Annotated in this window: 16 protein-coding genes; 14 read left to right on the top strand and 2 right to left on the bottom strand. The window is 64.8% G+C overall.

What is annotated here, in order from left to right:
- Positions 1-169 precede the first annotated feature (169 nt).
- The 14 genes from UB31_RS34660 (at position 170) to lpxB (ending at position 15159) form a co-directional block, all read left to right on the top strand.
- Entirely contained in the window at positions 170-1165 is a 996-nt protein-coding gene (locus UB31_RS34660) for a 30S ribosomal protein S2 (protein ID WP_045007603.1), read from the top strand.
- A gap of 133 nt (positions 1166-1298) precedes the next feature.
- Entirely contained in the window at positions 1299-2222 is a 924-nt protein-coding gene (tsf, locus tag UB31_RS34655; RefSeq protein ID WP_045014077.1) for a translation elongation factor Ts, read from the top strand.
- Positions 2223-2282: 60 nt separating this feature from the next.
- The gene (gene pyrH / locus UB31_RS34650) at positions 2283-2999 is read left to right on the top strand and encodes a UMP kinase (protein ID WP_045007601.1); all 717 of its coding nucleotides are present in this window, start codon (positions 2283-2285) and stop codon (positions 2997-2999) included.
- Positions 3000-3058: 59 nt separating this feature from the next.
- Positions 3059-3622 (top strand): ribosome recycling factor, encoded by a 564-nt coding sequence (gene frr / locus UB31_RS34645; RefSeq protein WP_045007600.1) that lies wholly within the window; start codon positions 3059-3061, stop codon positions 3620-3622.
- A gap of 120 nt (positions 3623-3742) precedes the next feature.
- Complete coding sequence (locus tag UB31_RS34640) at positions 3743-4501, top strand: isoprenyl transferase (RefSeq protein WP_045014076.1); 759 nt, start codon at positions 3743-3745, stop codon at positions 4499-4501.
- Positions 4498-5340: a phosphatidate cytidylyltransferase gene (locus tag UB31_RS34635; RefSeq protein ID WP_156175685.1), complete on the top strand. Its 843-nt coding sequence runs from the start codon at positions 4498-4500 to the stop codon at positions 5338-5340. Before UB31_RS34640 ends, UB31_RS34635 begins: the two co-directional genes overlap by 4 nt.
- A 4-nt stretch (positions 5341-5344) precedes the next feature.
- On the top strand, positions 5345-6568 hold the full coding sequence (gene dxr / locus UB31_RS34630; protein ID WP_045014075.1) for a 1-deoxy-D-xylulose-5-phosphate reductoisomerase: 1224 nt from the start codon (positions 5345-5347) through the stop codon (positions 6566-6568).
- A 44-nt stretch (positions 6569-6612) separates the two neighbouring features.
- Entirely contained in the window at positions 6613-7764 is a 1152-nt protein-coding gene (gene rseP / locus UB31_RS34625) for an RIP metalloprotease RseP (RefSeq protein WP_045007597.1), read from the top strand.
- 174 nt (positions 7765-7938) lie between these two features.
- Entirely contained in the window at positions 7939-10473 is a 2535-nt protein-coding gene (gene bamA / locus UB31_RS34620) for an outer membrane protein assembly factor BamA (RefSeq protein ID WP_045014074.1), read from the top strand.
- A 137-nt stretch (positions 10474-10610) separates the two neighbouring features.
- A complete protein-coding gene (gene lpxD / locus UB31_RS34615; RefSeq protein ID WP_045014073.1) occupies positions 10611-11678 on the top strand; it encodes a UDP-3-O-(3-hydroxymyristoyl)glucosamine N-acyltransferase in 1068 nt (355 codons plus the stop codon).
- Positions 11675-12136, top strand: a complete 462-nt coding sequence (gene fabZ / locus UB31_RS34610) for a 3-hydroxyacyl-ACP dehydratase FabZ (RefSeq protein WP_045007595.1) — start codon at positions 11675-11677, stop codon at positions 12134-12136. Before lpxD ends, fabZ begins: the two co-directional genes overlap by 4 nt.
- Positions 12137-12306: 170 nt before the next feature.
- Entirely contained in the window at positions 12307-13101 is a 795-nt protein-coding gene (gene lpxA / locus UB31_RS34605; protein WP_045014072.1) for an acyl-ACP--UDP-N-acetylglucosamine O-acyltransferase, read from the top strand.
- A 19-nt stretch (positions 13102-13120) separates the two neighbouring features.
- Entirely contained in the window at positions 13121-13978 is an 858-nt protein-coding gene (locus UB31_RS34600) for an LpxI family protein (RefSeq protein ID WP_045014195.1), read from the top strand.
- A complete protein-coding gene (gene lpxB, locus UB31_RS34595; RefSeq protein WP_156175683.1) occupies positions 13975-15159 on the top strand; it encodes a lipid-A-disaccharide synthase in 1185 nt (394 codons plus the stop codon). Before UB31_RS34600 ends, lpxB begins: the two co-directional genes overlap by 4 nt.
- Here lpxB and UB31_RS34590 read toward each other — a convergent pair.
- Positions 15156-15923: an SDR family NAD(P)-dependent oxidoreductase gene (locus UB31_RS34590; protein WP_045007592.1), complete on the bottom strand. Its 768-nt coding sequence runs from the start codon at positions 15921-15923 to the stop codon at positions 15156-15158. The two genes, lpxB and UB31_RS34590, sit on opposite strands and share 4 nt — an antisense overlap.
- Entirely contained in the window at positions 15920-17029 is a 1110-nt protein-coding gene (locus UB31_RS34585) for an ABC transporter ATP-binding protein (RefSeq protein ID WP_045014070.1), read from the bottom strand. Before UB31_RS34585 ends, UB31_RS34590 begins: the two co-directional genes overlap by 4 nt.
- Positions 17030-17038 lie beyond the last annotated feature (9 nt).

Here is a 17038-nt window from a genome sequence, read left to right as displayed (position 1 = left end):
TAAACGCCCTCGAAAGGCCCTTATTTCCTTGCTTCTGGCCGAAATCGCGCTATACACCGCGCCATCTCACACGGAAGCATGGCTCACAAGGCCGTCCGGTGGCAGCCGGGGCGACAACGCTCCGTTTTGCTCACACGCTTCCGGAGGAACCAACCGGAGAATTAGAACGATGGCACTACCCGATTTCACTATGCGTCAGTTGCTCGAAGCTGGCGTGCACTTTGGTCACCAGTCCCACCGCTGGAATCCGAAAATGGCGCCGTTCATTTTCGGCGCCCGCAACAACATCCACATCGTCGATCTCGCCCAGACCGTGCCGTTGCTGCATACCGCGTTGCAGGCGGTCAGCGACACCGTCGCCAAGGGCGGCCGCATCCTGTTCGTCGGCACCAAGCGCCAGGCGCAGGACGGCGTTGCCGACGCGGCCAAGCGCTGCGCGCAGTATTTCGTCAATTCGCGCTGGCTCGGCGGTACACTGACCAACTGGAAGACGATCTCCGGCTCGATCAAGCGCCTGCGCCACCTCGACGACGTGCTGGCTGGCGGCGATGCCAGCTCCTACACCAAGAAGGAGCGTCTGACGCTGCAGCGCGAGCGCGACAAGCTCGATCGCTCGCTCGGTGGCATCAAGGACATGGGCGGCCTGCCCGACATGATCTTCGTGATCGACACCAACAAGGAAGACATCGCGATCCAGGAAGCCCAGCGGCTCAACATCCCGGTCGCGGCGATCGTCGACACCAACTCCGACCCGAAGGGCATCACCTATGTGGTGCCGGGCAATGACGACGCCGGCCGCGCCATCGCGCTCTATTGCGATCTGATCGCACGTGCGGCGATCGATGGTATCTCGCGCGCCCAGGGCGATTCCGGCATTGACGTCGGTGCATCGGCCCGGCCGGTCGTCGCTGAAGAGCTTCCGGCCGCCACCAGCGGCTTCCAGGGCCTTGCCGGTCCGCGCGGTACCGCCGACGACCTCAAGAAGCTCCCGGGCGTGTCGGGCGCGATCGAGAAGAAGTTCAACGACCTCGGCATCTTCCACTTCTGGCAGCTCGCCGAGCTCGATCACGACACCGCCCACAAGATCGGCGAAGAAGTCGGTCTGCCCAGCCGCGCGGACGCCTGGGTGGCCAAGGCCAAGGCGCTGACCGCGGAAGCGGAATAGTCAAAAAGAGCGATGGGTTGGCCGGATAAGGTCCGGCCACCATTTCAGTTGACGCGAATTCCTGAAATGGACCGCGGCGGGGCGCTTCGATGCCACGCCGCGGCAAACCGGCAGGCAAAAAGGATTTTCAACGATGGCAACGATCACAGCAGCGATGGTCAAGGAGCTGCGCGAGTCGACCGGCGCGGGCATGATGGACTGCAAGGCCGCGCTCACCGAGACCAACGGCGATTTGGAAGCGGCGCAGGACTGGCTGCGCAAGAAGGGCCTGTCGAAGGCCGCCAAGAAGTCGGGCCGCGTCGCGGCCGAGGGCCTGATCGGCGCGCTCACCAGGGGCACCAAGGGCGTCGTGGTCGAGGTCAACTCCGAGACCGACTTCGTCGCGCGCAACGGCCAGTTCCAGGGCCTGGTCAAGATGATCGCCCAGGTCGCATTCGACGCCGGCGCCGATGTCGAGAAGATCAAGGCCGCCAAGGTTGGCGACGTCACGATCGAAGCCGCGATCAATGATGCGATCGCGACCATCGGCGAGAACATGTCGCTGCGCCGCGCTGCTTCGCTCGAAGTGAGCCAGGGCGTGGTGTCGAGCTACGTCCACGGTGCCGTCATCGACGGCGCCGGCAAGATGGGCGTGATCGTGGCGCTGGAATCGCCCGGCAAGGCTGACGAGCTCGCGACGCTCGGCCGCCAGATCGCGATGCATATCGCGGCCGCCAACCCGCTCGCACTCGATCCGTCCGGCCTCGATCCGGCGGTCGTGAAGCGCGAGAAGGACGTGCTCGCCGACAAATATCGCCAGCAGGGCAAGCCTGAGAACGTGATCGAGAAGATCGTCGAGTCCGGTCTGAAGACCTATTACAAGGAAGTCTGCCTGCTCGAGCAGGCCTTCATCCACGACACCGGCAAGTCGGTGGCGCAGGCGGTGAAGGAGGCCGAGGGCAAGGTCGGCGGCACCATTAAGATCGCCGGCTTCGTGCGCTATGCTCTCGGTGAGGGAATCGAGAAGCAGGAATCGGACTTCGCGGCCGAGGTCGCGGCGGCCAGCGGCAAGAAGTAAGCGCCGGAACGTTCCTTCCGGCGTGCCGCCGGAAGCGGCGCCCGGACGAGGAAAGTGCTCATGACTGATCCGGTCTATCGTCGCGTCGTGATCAAGCTGTCCGGCGAATATCTCGCGGGACAGCAGGGCTTTGGCATCGATCAGCCGACCATCGACCGGGTTGCGGACGATCTGATCGCCGCCCGTCATCTCGGCACCGAGGTCGCTGTCGTGATCGGCGGCGGCAATATCTTTCGCGGCGTCGAAGTGTCCTCCCGTGGCGTGTCGCGCCCGACCGGCGACACCATGGGCATGCTCGCCACCATGATGAACTGCCTCGCGCTTGAAGCCACGATCGAGCGCAAGGGCACGCCGGCGCGCACGCTGTCGGCCTTCGTCATGCCCGAGATTTCCGAGCTGTTCACCCGCACCGCGGCGCACAAATACCTCGCCGAGGGCCGAATCGTGCTGCTCGGCGGCGGAACCGGCAATCCGTTTTTCACCACCGATACGACCGCGGTGCTGCGCGCCGCCGAGATCGGCGCCGAAGCCGTGCTGAAGGCGACCAATGTCGACGGCGTCTACTCCGCCGACCCGAAAAAGGATCCGACCGCCACGCGGTTCGACCGGCTGACGCATTCGCAGGCCATCGAGGGCGGCTACAAGGTGATGGATGCGACCGCCTTCGCACTTGCCCGCGAGACGTCGCTGCCTATCATCGTATTTTCGATCGCGGAGCCCGGTTCGATCGGCGCCATTCTGCGCGGCGCCGGCCACGGGACGATCGTCGCCGGCTGACAGCTCATCGGCGCCCGAAAGGGGTGCGGGGCGTGCCGGGTTTTTGAAGGAGAAGCGAGATGGCTACGGGTAATTTCGACATCAACGAAGTGAAGCGCCGCATGCAGGGCGCCATCCAGTCTCTCAAGCACGAGCTGGGTGGCTTGCGCACGGGCCGCGCCTCCGCATCGATGCTGGATCCGGTCCAGGTCGAGGCTTACGGCAGCCACATGCCACTCAACCAGCTCGCCACCGTCAGCGTGCCCGAGCCGCGGCTGATCTCGGTCCAGGTCTGGGACAAGTCGATGGTCAAGCCGGTCGAGAAGGCGATCGTCGATTCCAATCTCGGCCTGTCGCCGGCGACGGAAGGCCAGGTCTTGCGGCTGCGCATTCCAGAGCTCAACGAGGAGCGGCGCAAGGAACTGGTCAAGGTCGCGCACAAATACGCGGAAGCCGCCAAGGTCGCCACGCGCCATGTCCGCCGCGACGGCCTCGATGTTCTGAAGAAGCTCGAGAAGAACCACGAGATGTCAGAGGACGACCAGGAGCGCCTGGCCGGCGACGTGCAAAAGGCGACCGACAGCACGATCACCGAGATCGACCAGTTGCTGGCCGCCAAGGAAAAAGAAATCCTCACCGTCTAAAGCGCGATGAATTGTCATCGCTCTTTAGGTTATTGTTGCGCATGATCTTTTCGGAAAACCGCTTCGCACTTTGCGCTAACGCGGCCCTTCGGGTCCGGATCATGCTTTAAGGCCGCCGTCATGTCCAACGCCGCAGCGCCCGTCACGGAAGGACCCGACAGGTCCGAGGCGCCCGCGCATGTTGCCATCATCATGGATGGCAATGGACGCTGGGCGGCCGCGCGCGGCTTGCCGCGGGCCGAGGGCCATCGCCGCGGTGTTGAAGCCCTGCGCCGCGTGGTCCGCGCCTCGCACGAGCTCGGCATTCGCTATCTCACCATCTTCTCCTTCAGCTCGGAGAACTGGTCGCGTCCGGCGAGCGAGATCGGCGATCTCTTCGGCCTGCTTCGGCGCTTCATCCGCAACGATCTTGCAAGCCTGCATCGCGACGGCGTCAAGGTGCGCATCATCGGCGAACGGGACGGGCTGGAGGGCGACATCTGCGCACTCCTGAACGAGGCCGAGGAATTGACGCGCGACAACACGCGCCTGACGCTGGTCGTTGCCTTCAATTACGGCTCGCGGCAGGAGATCGCGAAGGCGGCGCAGCAGCTCGCGCGCGAAGTTGCGGAAGGCAGGCGTGATCCGGCTTCGATCGATGCCGACACACTCGGCGGCCATCTCGATGCGCCCGACATTCCCGATCCCGATCTCATCATCCGCACCAGCGGCGAGCAGCGCCTGTCCAATTTCCTGATGTGGCAGGCCGCCTATAGTGAGCTCGTGTTCGTGCCGATCCACTGGCCCGACTTCGACAAGGCGACGCTCGAAGGTGCGATCGCCGAATTCGCCAGGCGCGAGCGCCGTTTCGGCGGCCTGGTCGCGAAAACCGCCTCGTGAGCGAACCCGACGCCGCACCGGCCGGCTCCGCGCCTGCCTCGAGCAATCTCGTGATGCGAGTCCTCGCAGCGCTCGTGCTGGCGCCGCTCGCCATCGCGCTCGCTTATGCCGGCGGCTGGCTGTGGGCGCTTCTCGTCACCCTGGTGTCGATCGGACTGTTCGCGGAATGGCTGATGGTGGTGGGCGCCGGCTCGGCCGTTCTGACGGCGTCCGGGACGATCGTCCTCGCCATCATGGGCTTCTGCGTTGCCTTCGGCGCGCTCAAGACCGCTGTCATCGCCGGCTTTGTCGGCGGCGCGATCGTGACACTGCTCGCGCGGGGCAAGTTCGTCTGGGCCGCCACCGGTTTCGCCTACGCATCGGCAGCGCTGCTGGCCTCGATCCTGGTGCGGCAGGATCCCGTGCACGGCTTTGCCGCGCTGATGTTCGTGCTGCTCGTGGTGTGGGCGACCGATATCGGCGGCTATTTCGCCGGCCGCGGCATTGGCGGACCGAAGCTGTGGCCGCGGGTCAGCCCCAAGAAGACCTGGGCCGGCGCGTTCGGCAGCTTTGCCGGGAGCCTTGGGGTTGCGGCCGGCTTTGCCGCTTGCGGGCTCGGAAAGGCGGTTCCGCTGCTGCTCGTGAGCGCCGTCCTGACCGTGGTCTCGCAGCTCGGTGATCTCTTTGAATCCGCCGTGAAGCGGCGCTTCGGGGTCAAGGATTCCAGTCACTTAATTCCCGGCCATGGCGGGCTTCTGGATCGTCTGGACGGCTTTGTCGCCGCCATCCTGGTGGCATGGATTATCGGCTTTCTCCGCCATGGTGTGCATAGCGCCGGAAGCGGTCTTATGGTTTGGTGAGGATATGAGCGCGGTCCCATTGCGTAACAACAAGGCTGCGGCGTCGAGCGTCCGCAGCGTCACAGTCCTCGGCGCCACCGGCTCGATCGGCGACAGCACGATGGACCTGCTGCGTGCCTCTCCCGAGCGCTACCGCGTCGAGGCGCTGACGGCGAACAGCAATGTCGAAGCGCTGGTGAAGCTCGCCAAGGAGTTTTCCGCGCGCTTCGTCGCGATCGCCGACACCTCCAAATTCGCCGAGCTCAAGTCCGCGCTTGCCGGAACCAGCACGGAATGCGGCGCCGGCGAAAGCGCGGTGATCGAGGCCGGCGCGCGTCCGGCCGATTGGGTGATGGCGGCAGTCAGCGGGGCGGCCGGACTGAAGCCGGCCTTGGCTGCGGTTGATCGCGGCGCCCATGTCGCGCTCGCCAACAAGGAATGCCTCGTCTGTGCCGGCGACTTCTTCATGCAGCGCGCGGCGAAAGCGGGCGCCTGCATTTTGCCGGCCGATTCAGAGCACAACGCGTTGTTCCAGGCGCTCAGTTCAGGCAATCGCGATGAACTCGTCCGCGTCATCATCACGGCCTCGGGCGGGCCGTTCCGGACCTGGAAGAGCGCCGACATCGAGCAGGCTACGCTCGCCCAGGCGCTGAAGCATCCGAACTGGAGCATGGGCCAGAAGATCACGATCGATTCCGCCTCGATGATGAACAAGGGGCTTGAGGTGATCGAGGCGTCGTATCTGTTCGCGCTGACGCCGGACGAGATCGACGTCCTGGTTCATCCGCAATCGATCATCCATGGCATGGTCGAATTCTCCGACCGCTCGGTCGTGGCCCAGCTCGGCTCGCCCGATATGCGGACGCCGATTGCGCATTGCCTCGGCTGGCCCGACCGGATCAAGGGACCGGCGGCCAAGCTCGATCTGGCCAAGATCGGCCAGTTGACCTTCGAGGCGCCGGATTTCGAACGGTTCCCCGGGCTTCGCCTGGCCTACGATTCGCTCCGGACCGGGAAGGGGGCGACCACCGTCTACAACGCTGCCAACGAGGTCGCGGTCGCCGCCTTCATCGCCGGTAAGATCAGGTTCGGCGCCATCGCGCGGCTGGTCGAGGCGACGCTCGAGGACTGGATCCGGGGCGGGAACCAGGCCCCGCTGACGTCAGCCGATGATGCAATATCCGTTGACCATGTTTCGCGAAATAGAGCCGCCGCCCTATTGCCTCAAATTGCCTTAAAGGCATCCTAGGTAGTTCGGGGCCAGGGCCTTGCGGCGCTGGATGAGGGAATTCGATGATCGACTTTTTCGTCCATAGTTTCAATACGTTGAGCCATGGGCTCTTGGGTTACGCGGTTCCCTTCCTGTTCGTCCTGACGATCGTCGTGTTCTTCCATGAGCTCGGCCATTTCCTGGTCGCGCGCTGGGCGGGTGTTCGGGTGTTAACCTTTTCACTCGGTTTCGGGCCTGAGCTGGTTGGTTTCAACGACCGCCATGGCACCCGCTGGAAGATCTCGGCGATTCCGCTCGGCGGCTACGTCAAATTCTTCGGTGACGAGAGCGAGGCTTCGACCCCGTCAGCCGAGACGCTCGCGGCCATGACCGCCGAGGAGCGCGCCGGCAGCTTCCACCACAAGAAAGTCGGCCCGCGCGCGGCCATCGTCGCGGCCGGACCGATCGCCAATTTCATCCTCGGCGCGCTGATCTTCGCCGGCATGGCGCTGTACTACGGCAAGCCGAGCACGATCGCGCGTGTCGACGGCGTCGTGGCCGACGGCGCCGCGGCTTCGGCTGGCTTCAAGATCGGGGACGTCGTCGTACAGATCGACGGCAAGCCGATCGAGAGCTTTGCCGACATGCAGCGAATCGTTGCGATGAACGCCGGTTCGGCGCTTGCTTTCCAGGTGAAGCGGGACGGTGCAGTAGTGTCACTGACCGCGACGCCGGCGCTGCTGGAGCGCAAGGACCCGTTCGGCAACAGCCATCGTCTCGGCGTGCTCGGCGTCGAGCACAAATCTCAGGCTGGTGAAGCTTCGACCGCGCCGGTCGGTGTCGGCGAGGCGCTCAAGATCGGTGTCGAGCAGGTCTGGTTCATCATCACCAGCACGTTCAAGTTCCTTGGCTCGCTGTTCGTCGGAAACGGCAATCCGAACGAGGTCAGCGGCGTCCTCGGAATCGCGAAAATGTCGGGGCAGGCGGCCAGCGCCGGGTTCCAGTTCGTGATCAATTTGTGTGCCGTGCTGTCGGTCTCGATCGGCCTGCTGAACCTGTTCCCGATCCCGCTGCTCGATGGCGGCCACCTTCTGTTCTATACGGCTGAGGTGCTCCGCGGCCGTCCGCTGTCGGAGCGGACGCAGGAGATGGGATTCCGAATCGGACTCGGTCTGGTGCTGATGCTGATGGTGTTTGCGACCTACAACGACATCCTTCGGATGGCCGCATCTTGATCGGGGCTTTTTTGTGACGTTGCTCTTGGGCAACGTCTTGGACTGAATTGGAATTACGGCGCGCTCAACCGTTTGCGGCGTCGGCGAAATTGGCTACAAGCGGCTTGAACTTGGGGAATCTCCAGACCGGCGTTGGGGTTGGGTCTGGTACGGAATGATAAGGGCGCGTTGCGCATGAAGTTTGGACTGCGACTCCGGGGGGGATTGCTTGCCGCCCTGATCATGTTCGGCGCGCCGGTGGTTGCCCCGGTCGGGGCTATTTTTGTGTCTTCGTCTGCGCTTGCTCAGACCGTCCAGTCGATTTCCGTCGAAGGAAATCGCCGTGTCGAGGTGGAGACGATCCGCTCCTATTTCAAGCCGGGCCCCGGTGGCCGCCTTGATCAAGGCGCCATCGATGACGGCCTCAAGGCCCTGATCGAGACCGGCCTGTTCCAGGACGTGAAGATCAACCGCGGCGCGGGTGGCCAGATCGTCGTCTCCGTGGTGGAAAACCCGGTGATCGGTCGCATCGCCTTCGAGGGCAACAAGAAGATCAAGGACGAGCAGCTCACCGCTGAAGTCCAGTCCAAGGCACGCGGCACATTCTCCCGCGCCATGGTGCAGTCGGACACGCTGCGAATCGCTGAAATCTACCGCCGCTCCGGCCGCTATGACGTACGCGTCACGCCGGAAGTCATCGAGCAGCCGAACAACCGCGTCGACCTCGTCTTCACGGTCGAGGAAGGCGCCAAGACCGGCGTCAAGTCGATCGAGTTCGTCGGCAACAATGCGTTCTCGTCCTACCGCCTGCGCGACATCATCAAGACGCACGAGTCGAATCTGCTGAGCTTCCTCGCCAGCAACGACATCTACGATCCCGATCGCGTCGAAGCCGACCGCGACCTGATCCGCCGCTTCTATCTCAAGAACGGTTTTGCCGACGTCCAGGTCGTGGCCGCACTCACCGAATACGATCCGGACAAGAAGGGCTTCCTCGTCACCTTCAAGATCGAGGAAGGCCAGCAGTACCGCGTCGGCAGCGTCGATTTCCGCACCAGCATCGCCAGTTTCGACCCGACCTCGATGCGCAATTTTTCGCGCGTCAATGTCGGCTCGCTCTACAACGTCGAATCGGTCGAGAAGTCGGTCGAGGACATGCAGATCGAGGCCTCGCGCCGCGGCTTTGCCTTCGCCGTGGTGCGTCCGGGCGGTGATCGCAATTTCGATGCGCACACCGTGTCGGTCGTGTTCAACATCGACGAGGGTCCGCGCACCTATATCGAGCGCATCAACATTCGCGGTAACACCCGTACGCGCGACTACGTGATCCGCCGCGAGTTCGACCTCTCCGAGGGCGACGCCTACAACCGCGCACTGGTCGACCGCGCCGAGCGCCGCCTGAAGAACCTGGACTACTTCAAGACCGTGAAGATCACGACGGAGCCGGGCTCATCCAGCGACCGCGTGGTGCTGATCGTCGATCTCGAAGAGAAGTCGACCGGCGACTTCTCGATCTCGGGTGGTTACTCCACGACCGACGGTGCGCTGGCCGAAGTGTCGGTCTCCGAGCGCAATTTGCTCGGCCGCGGCCTGTTCGCCAAGGCGTCGGTGACCTACGGCCAGTATGCGCGCGGCTATTCGCTGTCGTTCGTCGAGCCGTATCTGCTCGACTACCGCGTCGCGCTGGGTCTCGACTTCTATCAGCGTACCCAGCTCTCCAACAGCTACATCTCCTACGGCACCAAGACGCTAGGCTTCTCGCCGCGCCTCGGCTTCTCCTTGCGTGAAGATCTGGCGCTCCAGCTGCGCTACTCGGTCTACCAGCAGGAAATCACGCTGCCGTATTACCTGGCGAACTGTAACAACGTGCTGGGTTCGTCAGCGTTCAATCCGAGCCCGGCCTTTGCCAACCTCAATGGCATCGACCTGAGTTCGACCAGCGGCCTCGGCTGCTACAGCGACGGCGAAGCCTCCCTGCCGGTGCGCAAGGAGCTTGCGAATGGCAAGACGCTGACCTCGGCGCTCGGCTATTCGCTGACCTACAACACGCTGGACAACAACAAGAACCCGACTGACGGCCTGATTGTCGACTTCAAGCAGGACTTCGCCGGCGTCGGCGGCGACGTCACCTACCTGAAGACCGTGGCCGATGCGAAGTACTACCAGTCGCTGGTGTCGGACCTCGTCGGCCTCATCCACCTCCAGGGCGGTATCCTGACCAAGGTGGGCAGCGACCTGCGCATGCTCGATCACTTCCAGATGGGGCCGAACCTCGTCCGCGGCTTTGCCCCGAACGGCATCGGCCCGCGCGACCTCAATCCCTTCGGCACGCAGGACGCGCTCGGTGGCACTAAGTACTGGGGCGCTTCGCTCGAATTGCAGATGCCGTTCTGGTTCCTGCCCAAGGAAGTGGGCCTGAAGGGCGCGGTCTATGCCGACGCCGGCGGTCTCTACGACTACCAGGGCCCGACGACGTGGTCGGTGACCAACGAAATGACCACGCCGAAGAACTCGAACTGTATTCCGTCGACCATCACCCCGGCGGCCACGCCGGGAACCTGTACTGGCCTGGTCTATGACGACAGCAAGGTCATCCGCTCGTCGGTCGGTGTCGGCTTGATCTGGGCCTCGCCGTTCGGACCGCTGCGCTTCGACTACGCGGTGCCGCTCACCAAGGGCAAGAATGACCGCACGCAGGAATTCCGGTTCGGCGGCGGCACGACGTTCTAGTTCGATCAGCAGGGCATGATCCGGCCCCTTGGGTTTCCCTTGGGGGCCGGTCGCCAAAAAGATCGTGTTCAATCCATGAGATGAGGCATGATGCGGCCTGGCCGCTTCATGCCGAAGCCGGACCGCGACGGGGTGGAATGGCGCAGCCGACCTTCTTCACAAAGCCGCCGGCCTCAGCGCTGGCCGACATTGCCGAGCTGACCAAGGCGCAACTGGTCGACCCCTCTCGGGGCAGCCATGTCATCACGGGCCTCGCTTCGCTCGACGAGGCCGGCCCGATGCATCTGGCGTTCTTCGACAATTTGAAATACGCCGACGAGCTCAAGGCCACCAAAGCCGGCGCCTGCCTAGTGAGCCCGCGCTTCGAGGCCCAGGTGCCGGCGCATGTGGCGGTGCTGCGGGTGGCACAGCCATTCCGCGCGTTCGTCAGGATCGCGAGGGAATGGCACGGCGATGCGCTCAGGCCGCAATCCTGGGTCGGCAATGGCGGCATCGCGCCGTCGGCCATCATCGATCCCTCCGCCCGGCTCGAGGACGGCGTCATCGTCGATCCCCTGGCCGTCATCGGTCCGGATGTCGAGATCGGCAGCGGCACCGTGGTCGGCGTCGGCGCGGTGATCGGCCCGGGCGTCAAGATCGGCCGGGACTGCAATGTCGGCGCCCGCACCGCGATCCAGTGCGCCCTGATCGGCAACAACGTCCTGATCCATCCTGGCTGCTCGATCGGCCAGGACGGCTACGGCTTCATCTTCTTCGGCCCCGAGGGCCATCTGAAGGTGCCGCAGACCGGACGGGTGCTGATCCAGAACGATGTCGAGGTCGGTGCCGGCACCACCATCGATCGCGGGTCCTTGCGCGACACCGTGATCGGCGAGGGCACCAAAATCGACAATCAGGTCCAGATCGGCCACAATGTGACCATCGGCCGGCACTGCCTGCTGGCGGCCCAGATCGGGCTCGCGGGCAGCCTGACCATCGGCGACAACGTGGCGCTGGGAGCGAAGGTTGGCATCAACAACCACCTCAAGATCGGCGACGGGGCTCAGGTGACGGCCATGAGCGGCGTCAAGGACGACATTCCGGCGGGTGGGCGCTGGGGTGGTTTTTTTGCCAAGCCGACCAGGCAGTGGTTCAAAGAGATTTTGGCGGTGGAGCGCCTGGCGCGCGACAGCAAGGCCGATCCGAAGGATGAGGGACGGGAATGACGGAGGAATCGCCGGTCAAGTTCGCGCTTGTGGATATCAATATGATCCTGCAAACGCTGCCGCACCGCTTTCCGATGCTGCTGATCGATCGCGTGATCAACATCCGCGCCGATTACAGCGGCATCGGCATCAAGAACGTCACCTTCAACGAGCCGCAGTTTCAGGGCCATTTCCCGGATCGCCCGGTCTATCCCGGCGTGATGATGATCGAGGCGATGGCACAGACGGCGGGTGTGATTGGCATCAAGTCGGTCGAGGGCACCGAGAAGCCACGCGCGGTCTATTTCCTCACCATCGACAAGTGCAAATTCCGCAAGCCCGTGATGCCCGGCGACACCATCGAATATCACATGCGCTCGCTCGGCCGCCGCAAGGCCATGTGGTGGTTTCACGGTGACGCCAAGGTCAACGGCACGGTCGTCGCCGAAGCCGATGTCGGCGCCATGCTGACCGACTGATTGAGGCGCGCCGTCCGTTCAAGTGTTGGATGAGGTCGTTGATCCAGCGGCACGGCCAGTTCGGCCGGCTTCTGAAACAAGCCGAGATCATACGTCACTGGACAGATCGGGCGCAGTCGCGCTAACCACCGGAAAGCCGAGCAACTTCAACACATAGTCAGACCTTCTTGATGAGTAAGATCGACCCCACCGCGCGGGTGGAAGACGGCGCCGTGATCGGCGAGGGCACCGAGATCGGGCCCTATTGCATCATCGGCCCGCATGTCGTGATCGGCAAAAACTGCAAGCTGATCGGCCATGTGCACATCACGGCGCAGACCACGATCGGCGACGATTGCACCATCTATCCGTTCGCCTCGCTGGGCACGCCGCCGCAATCGCTCAGCTATCGTGGCGAGTTGACGAAGCTGACGATCGGCTCAGGCTGCACCATCCGCGAATCCGTGACCATGAACGCCGGCACGGTCGCGGGCGGCGGCATCACAGAGGTCGGCGACCGCAACTATTTCATGAACTGCAGCCATGTCGGCCACGACTGCAACGTCGGCAACGACGTGATCTTCGCGACCTCGGCGACGCTCGGCGGTCACTGCGAGATCGGCGACTTCGTCTTCATCGGTGGTCTGTCCGCCGTGCACCAGTTCACCCGCATCGGTCCGCAGGTCATGGTCGGCGGTGTCTGCGGCGTGCGCGACGACATCATTCCGTTCGGGCTCGTCAACGGCCAGTACGCAGCGCTCGAAGGCCTCAACATCATCGGCATGAAGCGGCGCAAGTTCACCAAGCAGCGGCTGGCGTCGGTGCGTGCGTTCTATCAAAAACTCTTTCACGGCCCCGGCATGTTTGCCGAGCGGCTCGAAGCGGTGCGGCCGCTTGCCGGCGAGGATCCCGCGATCGGCGAAATCCTCGACTTCATCGGCAAGGGCAAGCATCGCCCGCTCTGTCTTCCCGTCATCGCGAAGTGATCCTGGGATGGCCGCGGACATGACATCGGCGGCGTCAGGGATTTCATCGCCGGTCGGCGTGGTCGCAGGCGGCGGCGCGATGCCGTTTGCGGTCGCCGAGTCGCTCGCCGCGCGCGGCATCACGCCAGTGCTGTTTCCCCTCCGGGGCGCCTGCGATCCGGCGCAGGTGGAAAAATTCCGCCACCGCTGGATCTCGGTCGGCCAGCTCGGCCGCGCGATGCGGCTGTTCCGCGAGGAGGGCTGCCGTGACCTGATCTTCATCGGCACGCTGGTGCGGCCCTCGCTCACCGAGATCCGGTTCGACTTCACAACGTTGCGGCTGCTCGGCAACGTCATCCGCGCCTTCCGTGGCGGCGACGATCATCTGTTATCCAGTGTCGGGCGCATTCTCGAGCAAGGCGGCTTTCGCATGGTCGGCATCAAGGATGTCGCGCCCGACCTGCTGATGCCCGAGGGCTGCATCACCCGCGCCTGGCCGAGCGACAACGGCAAGAGCGATATCGAGCGCGGGCGCGCGGTGCTGACCGCGCTCGGTCCGTTCGACATCGGCCAGGCCGCGGTCGTGATCGACGGCCATGTGGTGGCGGTCGAGGACATCGAGGGCACCGATGCGCTGCTGGCGCGTGTGGCACGGCTGCGTGAGGAGGGCCGCATCCGCGCCGCGACGGGCCGCGGCGTGCTGGTGAAGGCGCCGAAGAGCGGTCAGGATCTGCGCTTCGACCTGCCGACCATCGGCGCTCGCACCATTGAGGGCGTCGCGGCCGCAGGCTTGGCCGGCATCGCCGTCGTCGCCGGCAACACCATCGCGGCCGAGCCGCAGGCGATGATCGCGCTCGCCGACGCAAAATACCTCTTCATCGTCGGCATGCCCGCGTGATGCAGGGCCGCGATCCCAAGCGGAAGATATTCTTGATCGCGACGGAGGAATCCGGCGACCGGCTGGGCTCGGCGCTGATGAAGGTGCTGCGCCAGCGGCTCGGCGATGGCGTGCAGTTCGAAGGCGTCGGCGGCACCACCATGGCGCGCGAGGGGCTGGTTTCGCTGTTTCCGATCGAGGAGCTCTCGATCGTCGGCTTCGCCGCAGTCGTGCAGCAATTGCCAAAAATCCTGCGGCTGATCCGCGAGACCGCGGACGCCGTGATCGAGGCCGCGCCCGACGCGCTCATCATCATCGACAGCCCCGATTTCACCCATCGCGTCGCCCGCCGCGTGCGCGGGCACAATCCAGCGATCCCGGTTGTCGATTACGTCTCGCCCTCGGTCTGGGCGTGGCGGCCGGGCCGGGCGCGCGCCATGCTCGGCTATGTCGATCACGTGCTTGGCGTATTGCCGTTCGAGCCGGAGGAATATCGCAAGCTGAAGGGACCGCCATGCAGCTATGTCGGCCATCCCCTGATCGAGCAGCTTGCGCAGCTGCGCCCGAACGCGGAGGAGCAGACGCGCCGCGACGCAGAGCCGCCGGTTTTGCTGGTGCTGCCGGGCAGCCGTCGCAGCGAGATCCGGCATCATCTCGCGGTGTTCGGCGCGACGCTCGGCCGGTTGCAGGCTGGCGGCTCTGCCTTCGAGCTGATGCTGCCGACGATGCCGCATCTGGAAGCCACGGTGCGCGAGGGCGTCGCCAGCTGGCCGGTCAAGCCGCGGATCGTGGTCGGCGAAAACGAAAAGCGCGCCGCCTTCCGCATCGCGCGCGCGGCATTTGCAAAATCGGGCACGGTGACGCTGGAGCTGGCGCTGTCCGGCATTCCGATGGTGACGGCCTATCGCGTCGGCGCGATCGAGGCCTTCATCCTGCGCCGCGCGGTCCAGGTCTCGTCTGTGATCCTCGCTAATCTCGTGATCGGCAAGGACGTCATTCCGGAGTTCTTGCAGGAGGACTGCACGCCGGAGAAGCTCGCGCCAGCGCTGTCCGAAGTGCTGACGGATTCGCCGCTGCGCCGGCAGCAGGTCGAGGCCTTCGCCCAGCTCGACACGATCATGTCGACCGGCAACAAATCGCCGAGCGTGCTCGCCGCCGACATCGTGCTCGCGACGATGCGCAAGGGCGTGCGAAAGCCCTAGCCAAGGCCGCCATCGACCTGGAAGCACTGGCGCGTGATGCGCTGGCTGGCGTCGGAAGCCAGGAACAGCGCCATGTTGGCGATGTCCTCGGGCGTCACCGCATCGGGAATGGCCTGGCGCGTGCGCAGCTCGGCGATTGCCTGCTCGTTCGGAAACCACAGCCGGCGCTGCCGCTCGGTGATCACCATGCCCGGCGCGATCGCATTGACGCGGATGCGGTCGGGGCCGACCAGCCGGGCCAGCGAATTGGTGAAGCCGACGATTGCAGCCTTTGCTGCGGCATAGACCGGCAGCGCCGGCGCGCCGCGCATCCAGGCGATCGATGACATGTTGATGATCGAGCCGCCGCCGCGCGCCCGCATCTGCGGTACCACCGCCTGCGCCGCAAAGAAGACGTGCTTGAGATTGACGCCGATCATCCAGTCGAATTCGGCCGGTGTCACCTCGGCCAGAACCTGGCGCTGGTCGTTGGCGGCGTTGTTGACGAGGACCGCGGCATCGCCAAGTGTTCCGTGAACCTGTGTCATCGCCGAACGCAAGGCGTCGATGTCCAGGAGGTCGCAGGGCACGAATAGCGGTGCGGAGCCGGAGATGCCCGCCACCTCATTTGCCAGCGCCTCGCCGGCATCCGCATCCACGTCGAGAAACGCGACACGCGCACCCTGCGCCGCGAAGGCGCGCACGAAGGCGGCGCCGATGCCGCTGGCGCCTCCGGTGATCAGCACCACGCGGTCCGCAAGGCCGGCATAGCTCGTCTGGGTCATGCGATCAGTCGCTCCGTCTCGGGGTCGAACAGGCAGATGCGCCGGGTGTCGAGCGCGAAGGGTGCGGGGGCGCCCGGTGTCGGGCGGATGTCCGGCGAGAGGCGCGCCAGCGCGGGCTCGCCGCCAAGCCGCAGCAGGACGATGGTCTCCGCGCCGGTGGGCTCGATCATCTCGACTGGCGCGGTGACGAGGACGGGCGGCTCGGCTGAGAAGATGCGGCTGCCCTCGGCGATGCATTCCGGCCTGATCCCGAGCACCACCTCGCGGCCGACAAAGGACGCCGCTGCGTCATAGCCACGGAGGTGGAAACGGACCTCATCCGGCAGCCCTGCACCGATCACCACCATAGGTCCGCCGGCGTCAGCCTCGAGCCGCGCCGGCATCGTGTTCATCGGCGGCGAGCCCATGAAGCGGGCGACGAACAGATTGGCCGGATAGCGGTACACGGTGTCCGGATCGGCGAATTGCTGCACCACGCCCCGATGCATCACCGCGATGCGGGTCGCCATCGTCATCGCCTCGATCTGGTCGTGGGTGACATAGACGATCGTGGCGCCAATGCGCTGATGCAGCCGCTTGATCTCCATCCGCATCTCGACGCGCAGTTTGGCATCGAGGTTGGAAAGCGGTTCGTCGAACAGGAAGAGCAGGGGATCGCGCACCAGCGCCCGACCCATCGCCACGCGCTGGCGCTGGCCGCCGGACAATTGCGACGGCTTGCGGCCGAGCAGGGGCTCGATCTGGAGCAGCCGGGCCACATTTGCTAGCGCCTTCTCTTGCTCCGCCCTGGCGACGCCTCGGCATTCCATGCCGAAAGTGATATTCTGGCGCACCGTCATCGACGGGTAGAGCGCGTAGGACTGGAACACCATGGCGATGTCGCGATCCTTGGGCGGGACGTCGTTGACGACGCGCCCGCCGATCTCGACGGTGCCTTCGCTGGCGCGATCGAGCCCTGCGACGATGTTGAGCAGCGTGGACTTGCCGCAGCCGGAGGGCCCGACCAGCACGGTGAATTCTCCACTCTCGATGTCGAGGTTGATGCCCTTCAGCACCTCCAGATTGGCGTAGCGCTTCGACAGGGCGCGAATGCTTAGTGCTGCCATGACAAATCC

It is taken from the genome of Bradyrhizobium sp. LTSP849 (genome assembly GCF_000938255.1).
Lineage (GTDB): Bacteria > Pseudomonadota > Alphaproteobacteria > Rhizobiales > Xanthobacteraceae > Bradyrhizobium.
Note: the sequence above shows the minus strand (reverse complement) of the source record. Positions and strands in the feature narration are given on the sequence as shown.